This is a genomic window from Mangrovibacterium sp. (assembly GCF_041596335.1).
In the GTDB taxonomy this organism is placed as follows: Bacteria; Bacteroidota; Bacteroidia; order Bacteroidales; family Prolixibacteraceae; genus Mangrovibacterium.
This window is the reverse complement of sequence record NZ_JBFHIT010000056.1, coordinates 23859-30058: the sequence shown is the minus strand read 5'-3', so window position 1 is coordinate 30058 and position 6200 is coordinate 23859. Positions and strand designations below refer to the sequence as shown.

The 6200-nt window shown below is 43.5% G+C and carries 6 protein-coding genes and 1 riboswitch; of the genes, 5 read left to right on the top strand and 1 reads right to left on the bottom strand.

Annotated features, from left to right (window positions below; genetic code table 11):
- A partial coding sequence (locus ABZD21_RS16185) for a hypothetical protein (RefSeq protein WP_372776135.1) occupies nucleotides 1-848 on the bottom strand: 848 nt, incomplete at its 3' end.
- 1054 nt (nucleotides 849-1902) lie between these two features.
- A riboswitch (cobalamin riboswitch) is annotated at nucleotides 1903-2113 on the top strand.
- 80 nt (nucleotides 2114-2193) lie between these two features.
- Here ABZD21_RS16185 and ABZD21_RS16180 point away from each other — a divergent pair.
- The 5 genes from ABZD21_RS16180 (at nucleotide 2194) to ABZD21_RS16160 (ending at nucleotide 6132) form a co-directional block, all read left to right on the top strand.
- Nucleotides 2194-2841, top strand: coding sequence for a diphthine--ammonia ligase (locus ABZD21_RS16180; RefSeq protein WP_372776134.1), 648 nt, complete (start codon nucleotides 2194-2196; stop codon nucleotides 2839-2841).
- Complete coding sequence (locus ABZD21_RS16175) at nucleotides 2841-3659, top strand: ABC transporter substrate-binding protein (RefSeq protein ID WP_372776133.1); 819 nt, start codon at nucleotides 2841-2843, stop codon at nucleotides 3657-3659. Before ABZD21_RS16180 ends, ABZD21_RS16175 begins: the two co-directional genes overlap by 1 nt.
- 87 nt (nucleotides 3660-3746) lie before the next feature.
- Nucleotides 3747-4274 (top strand): cob(I)yrinic acid a,c-diamide adenosyltransferase, encoded by a 528-nt coding sequence (locus ABZD21_RS16170; protein ID WP_372776131.1) that lies wholly within the window; start codon nucleotides 3747-3749, stop codon nucleotides 4272-4274.
- Nucleotides 4274-5335 carry a FecCD family ABC transporter permease gene (locus tag ABZD21_RS16165; RefSeq protein ID WP_372776130.1) on the top strand — a complete coding sequence of 354 codons (1062 nt, stop codon included), beginning with the start codon at nucleotides 4274-4276 and terminating at the stop codon, nucleotides 5333-5335. The genes ABZD21_RS16170 and ABZD21_RS16165 overlap by 1 nt, the downstream gene beginning before the upstream one ends.
- On the top strand, nucleotides 5332-6132 hold the full coding sequence (locus tag ABZD21_RS16160; protein WP_372776129.1) for an ABC transporter ATP-binding protein: 801 nt from the start codon (nucleotides 5332-5334) through the stop codon (nucleotides 6130-6132). Before ABZD21_RS16165 ends, ABZD21_RS16160 begins: the two co-directional genes overlap by 4 nt.
- The last annotated feature ends 68 nt before the right edge of the window (nucleotides 6133-6200 follow it).

Below are 6200 nucleotides of genomic sequence, written 5' to 3'. Positions count from 1 at the left end.
TCAATTTGCAGGTAGGCAATTTGCCCGTTCTCTTCAACCATCGAGTACGAGTCGCTGGGATGATCGGAGATTACTTTTGCTTTTTGTGCATGCAACGGAATTAGTTTGGTGTCGCGAATATCGAAGTTGGTAAAATATTCATCATCGAGATTTTTGTTCACCACTTTATGAGAACCCAATCCCAGGAAACCACCTTCTTTGGCCAACAATCCTTTGTCGCGTAGTTCTTTGTAGGTGCCGTATGCCACATGTCCGGTGTTCATTTCGTCGGTTTGGTCAAGCAGGCGTTGCGATTCTTGCATCAGCGCATCGTTTTGCTTTTGCATCGCAGTATTTAGCTCGGCGACCTTTGTTTCAAAATCGGAAATGGTAAAATCTTTTTCTTCAATAATTTGCTTTAATTCCGCGATTTGAGTGTTTTGTACTTCCAAACTTTCGTTCAACGCAGCTATTCTACGTTCGAACGATTTTAGGTTGATGCCGGATTTTTTCAAACGGGCTTCCAATTCTTCAATCTTTTTACTGCTCTCTTCCAGCATCGTATTCATCAGGCTGACGTCGGCTGCTAATTCTTGTTTCCTATTTTTTTTGCCTTCCTGCGTTTCAATTGACAGGTTGCTTCGTTTTTGTTTAATGAAAGTCAGGTTGCTTTCAATTTCGGTGAATGTATCTTCCAGATCATTCAACAATGAGTCTTGCCCTGCCATTTGCTGATAGAGTTCTGATTTTTCAGCTGTCAGCGACTTAATTTGAGCTTGCTGCTGAGTATAACTATATACCCCGCCAATGATTACTGCAATTAAAATAACTGCCGCAATGCCTACTGTTCTGATTTGTTTCTTTTCCATAATCTTATTTCGTTAAAACGGTTTTAGTTTTATTATCTCTTTCATTCCAACTCCTAAGCGCTCAATCATTCCACCTATCAAGCTCATTTTTCTTCTACTCATAAAACACTCAATCATTCCACTGCTTAAGCGCTTTTTTTTGATTCGTAACCGACCATTTACAGCCAATTGATGTGCCAAAAAGGTAGGTTTGTTGTAAGTTGTTGAATATCAATGCCTGTTTGTGTCGTTGCCCTATCTCTGTTTCTCAAAATGATTAAAACTGAACGATATGGTTTGATCATTTTGAGAGAAACATTAAAATGTTTTTACCTCAGTTTTATTACATCGAACGTTAGTAAATCGAATTCACCGCTGCTGCATTTGTAGTGTTGAGTGTTATTAGTTGTCGTTAATTCGTAAGATTAATTAAACGATATTGCTTCACACTTACACTTTTAAAATCAAAATGCAGAAGTTGGTCGTTAAAGTACTGGATACGTACCCAGCATTGTTTTTGTTTTATGTTAGTTTGTGATTAGGGACAGAAATTGCTGCACAACACAGAAAATATACTCCGCCAACAATTACGGCAAGCAATACAACTGCGGTGATAATTAATGTACTGATCTTTTTTCTATTCATTATTATGTTCTTTAGTTTTCTTGGTTTTATTCCTCTTTCATTCCATCTCTTAAGCGCTTCAATCATTCCACTTCTTGAGCGCGTCATTCATTCTTCGTAACCGATCTTTTATAGCCAATTGCTGTGCCATATTCGGATTAGGTGGTTAAATGGCTGTTAATCAGGAAGTGTTTGTTTTTGTAAATTGGTCGTTTTCGCATTTTGATTAAAGAAGGGCTACGTAGTTTTATCATTTTGAGAGAAATTTTCGCCGTCAAAGTATCCGTTCTGGTTGGGCAATCGCATCAAAAACAATTGTAAGTTGATATGTATTTTGTGTTTTATCCTAGCTGTGCCACCTACTGAATTCTCAGATTTGCAAATACGTATAGTTCGATGAACATTCCGTTTGTATTGTAGAGGTACGATCTTCAATCCGATTTAATTTTCTACTTTTACGGCAGTTTTCGGTGGCTTTGCTACTTCAATTTAAAATGAAATAGCTGCCTTAATAAGGGAATCCGGTGGAAATCCGGAGCAGTCCCCGCTGCTGTAAACCTCGAAAGTTTTGCTGAACTTCAGCCACTGTCCGGATTAATTGGGATGGGAAGGCATCAGTAAAGAGGTGAGCCAGAAGACCTGCCGCAAAACAACATTTTTAACCGGATCTTCGGGGAAAAAAGATCGTTGGAATAGCCATTCCTTCCATTGTTTTTCTTCGGAACCATAATTGATTCTACACATGAATGTATTTGTTTCGTGGAGCGGTGGCAAAGATTGTATGCTGGCTCTGCACCGCACATTGAAAGGCGGCAGCCACCGGGTGTTGGGCTTGCTGAACATGTGTGACCGGGATACGCAGCTGTCCCGCTCGCACGGATTGAAAAAGGAACTGCTGCAACGACAAGCAGCAGCAATGGGTATTCGACTCATTCAACAGGAAACCGACGGCAAAAACTACGAGAAAAATTTTAAAGCAGCCATTGCTGAGTTAAAAAATGAAGGGCTCGAAGCCGGTGTTTTCGGCGACATCTACCTGATGGAACACCGAACCTGGATTGAACGGGTGTGTCACGAGATGGGCATTGAAGCACTTTTCCCGATCTGGGGCGACAGTACAAATGAGCTGGCTCGCGAGTTGGTGATCGAAGGATTCCGCCCGCTGGTGGTTGCCGTGCGCAACGAACCGCTCCCCAAAACCTATCTGGGGCGTATTTTTGATGCTCAAATGATTGCCGAGCTGGAAGCTATGGACGGCGTGGATATTTGTGCCGAAAACGGCGAGTTCCATAGTTTTGTCATCGATGGTCCAATCTTTCAGCATCCGGTTGATATGAAAACCGGTGAAATATATTTCGAGAACAAACATTGGTATTTATCGATAAACTGATGATGCGAATTAAACAATACCTAGTACTGTTTTTTGCCCTGTTGGCAATAGCCGGACAGGCAAAGACACCTCAGCGAATTATCTCGTTGGCACCCTCGCTCACCAAAAGTCTGTATATGCTTGGAGCCGACGATTTGCTGGTTGGCTGCACCAATTTTTGTACGCTGAAAAACCCGGATGACGCAGAAGTGGTGGCTTCGGCTGTAAAAGTAAACCTGGAAAAGGCACTAACACTGAAACCAGACCTGGTGCTCACCAGCTCCCTGACGAACCCGGAAACCTCAAGCACTTTCGAGAAGCTTGGGGTAGAAGTGATGTATTTTCCGTATCCGAAATCGTATGCCGAAATGTGTGACTATATGCTTCGGCTTGGTGATAAAATAGGGCGCAGAGCCTTGGCCGAAAAGCTGGTAGCCGAATCGAAAGAGCGCCTGGCAAAGGTAATAGCGACTGTTCCGAAAAAGAGCTCTAAGCCTACTGTATTCATGCAAATTGGTGCAAACCCACTTTTTACGGTAGTTCCAAATACCTTTATGCAAGATTTTATCGATTTCTCGGGCTGCGAAAATATTGCTTCCGATTTGTCGATTGGTAGTATTACCCGCGAAGGCGTTTTAGTGCGTAACCCCGATATTATTTTTGTCATTCTGATGGGCTCGGTGAGCGCTGATGAAAAAGAAAAGTGGGAGAGGTACCGAAACCTGAAAGCGGTACAAAACAAAAGGATTTTTGTGCTCGATTCGGAAAAGACCTGCAGCCCAACTCCGCTCGACTTTACGGATGCACTGGAGGAAATGATCGGGTTGATCTACAATTAAATAGTCTTGAAACGTGAGTAATGAGTTTGTAGTTTGAACTCGGTTCTGTCTCATTACTCACGACTCATATCTGAACACTAAAAAGAAATGAAAAAAGGATTAGTCCACATATACACCGGAACAGGAAAAGGAAAAACAACCTGTTCGGTTGGTTTGGCGGCGCGTGCTTTGGGGCAGGGCTTTAAAGTGATTTACGCTCACTTTATGAAACGCCCCGAATTGTATGGGTATCATGAGATTGACAGCCTGAAAATTTTGGGGGCGACTGTGATGGGATTTACTGATGGCCATCCGCATTTCAACAAAGACGTGACTCCCGAGGTGTTGAGCAAACAGGTGGCTGAAGCATTGGTTTATTTGTCGGGCTATTTGCAAACGGCTAAACCCGATTTATTGATCCTGGACGAGATTCTGATCACGGTTCGTGATGGTTTCCTCCGGGAAGATGTACTTTTGGACTTCATAGACCAAAAGCCGGAAGGAACCGAGTTGGTGTTAACCGGACGAGGGGCTACTGATCGGCTGATTGAGCGCGCCGATTATGTTAGTGAAATCAACAAAATAAAACATCCGTTCGACCAGGGAATTGCCAGTCGGAAAGGAATAGAGTTTTAATGATTAGTAATTGCGATAGTTTGAAATTTGAAACCTGGAACTTGAAAGATAATCCGAAATACCTGAAATGGATGCTGGCTGTTGTTGGGCTGCTGGCGCTACTCTTTTTTTCAGTCGCTCTGAGCATGACATCAGGCGAATTGAAGATTAGTCTTACCGACGCTGTTAAAATGCTTTTTGGCAATGGTGATTCACGGAGCATCGAGTACATGTTGGTTCGTCAGGTTCGGTTACCGCGCATAATTCTGGGCCTGGCCGTTGGCGGATCGCTCAGCCTGGCAGGCGTTATTTTGCAAGGCATCTACCGAAATCCGCTGGTTGAGCCGTTCACTCTCGGAATCTCCGGTGGTGCTTCGCTGGGCGTAGCAATTACAATTGTATTTGGGTTGCACCTCAGTTTAGGTTCGTTTGTGCTGCCGCTTTCCGGCTTTCTTGGCGCTTTTCTCATCATCTTTCTGGTTTACACCATTAGTTCGCGTAGCGGAAGCATTAACATACAGCGTATGCTGCTCACCGGTGTTATGGTGAGCTTTGTAGCTTCGTCGGCAATGATGTTTTTGATGTCGGTAAGTACCAGTGAAAACCTGCATGGAATTATTTTTTGGATCATGGGCTCGTTGGACGAACCCGATACTTTTTTGATCTGGTTTACACTGATTTCAAGTTTGGTTGTTCTGGCGCTATCCTATCTGTTTGTTCAGGCATTGAATGCCCTGCGTTTGGGCGAAGAAAAAGCCTTGCATCTGGGAATTAATACCAATGTTGCTGTTCGGGTGTTGTTTTTACTTGCTTCGCTATTAGCCGGAATTTGTGTTTCGGTGGCCGGTGTAATTGGTTTTGTGGGGCTGATCATTCCGCATTTGCTGCGCATTATTTTTGGTTCCGACTACCGTATTTTGCTGGTTAGTTCGTTTCTGCTCGGAGGATCGTTTCTGATTGTTTCTGATGTTGTTGCCCGAACCATCATTGCTCCCAACGAGTTGCCAATTGGCGTAATCACCGGTATCATTGGCGGGGTTGTTTTCATCCTGATGATGAGCCGTAAAAAGACACTGGTATGAGCGCAAACTTCTTCGAAATAGCGAATTTCTCCTGTGGCTACCCGTCATTTCATTTGTCGGACATTAGTTTTAGTTTGAAACGCGGTGCGTTTGCCGGTATTATCGGGCCAAACGGATCGGGAAAAACCACCCTGTTTCGGGGTGTTACCGGAGCGCTTGCAACCCTCTCCGGCGAAGTTAGGTTGGATGGTAAGAACCTGAAAAAAATGAGTTTACAGAAGCGGGCTCAAAATATCGCTATTGTAACTCAAACGGTTGATGCAGGCCAAATTTCAGTTGAAGATTACGTGTTGATGGGGCGTTTGCCTTACCATTCCCGCTTTCAGTTTTTCGAGACTAAAAACGACCTTGAAATTGCGCGGAAATATATGGAATTGACCGGCGTCATTCAGCATAAAGATAAACTGATGACCGAGCTAAGTGGGGGTGAGCAGCAACGTGCAGCCATTGCCCGTGCTTTAACTCAGGAGCCGGAATTGCTCCTGCTCGATGAGCCTACTTCGCACCTCGATATTACTCACCAGGTTCGTATTTTGAACCTGCTTCAGCGACTGAATGACGAAATGGGGCTAACTGTGCTTATGGTTATTCACGATCTGAACCTGGCTTCCGAATATTGTAACCAACTGATTATGTTTCAGGAAGGAAAAATAATTATGCAGGGCGATCCCGAGAATGTGTTAACCTTCGAAACGATCGAAAAAGTATATAATACGCCGGTAATAACCCGTACGAACCCTTATTCCGGAAAACCGGTTGTTTTTTTGGTTAGCGAAAAAATGATGAAAAACCGTTGATTCGGAATTCGCGAATCGTTTGTGTTCGGATTTGCTGAAAATGTTTATTTTCAGCCAAACTTATCTAA

Excerpts from the sequence above, each read along its gene's own strand:
- ABZD21_RS16180 (WP_372776134.1), top strand. The coding sequence starts at position 2,194 with ATGAATGTATTTGTTTCGTGGAGCGGTGGCAAAGATTGTATGCTGGCT.
- ABZD21_RS16175 (WP_372776133.1), top strand. The coding sequence starts at position 2,841 with ATGATGCGAATTAAACAATACCTAGTACTGTTTTTTGCCCTGTTGGCA.
- ABZD21_RS16170 (WP_372776131.1), top strand. The coding sequence starts at position 3,747 with ATGAAAAAAGGATTAGTCCACATATACACCGGAACAGGAAAAGGAAAA.
- ABZD21_RS16165 (WP_372776130.1), top strand. The coding sequence starts at position 4,274 with ATGATTAGTAATTGCGATAGTTTGAAATTTGAAACCTGGAACTTGAAA.
- ABZD21_RS16160 (WP_372776129.1), top strand. The coding sequence starts at position 5,332 with ATGAGCGCAAACTTCTTCGAAATAGCGAATTTCTCCTGTGGCTACCCG.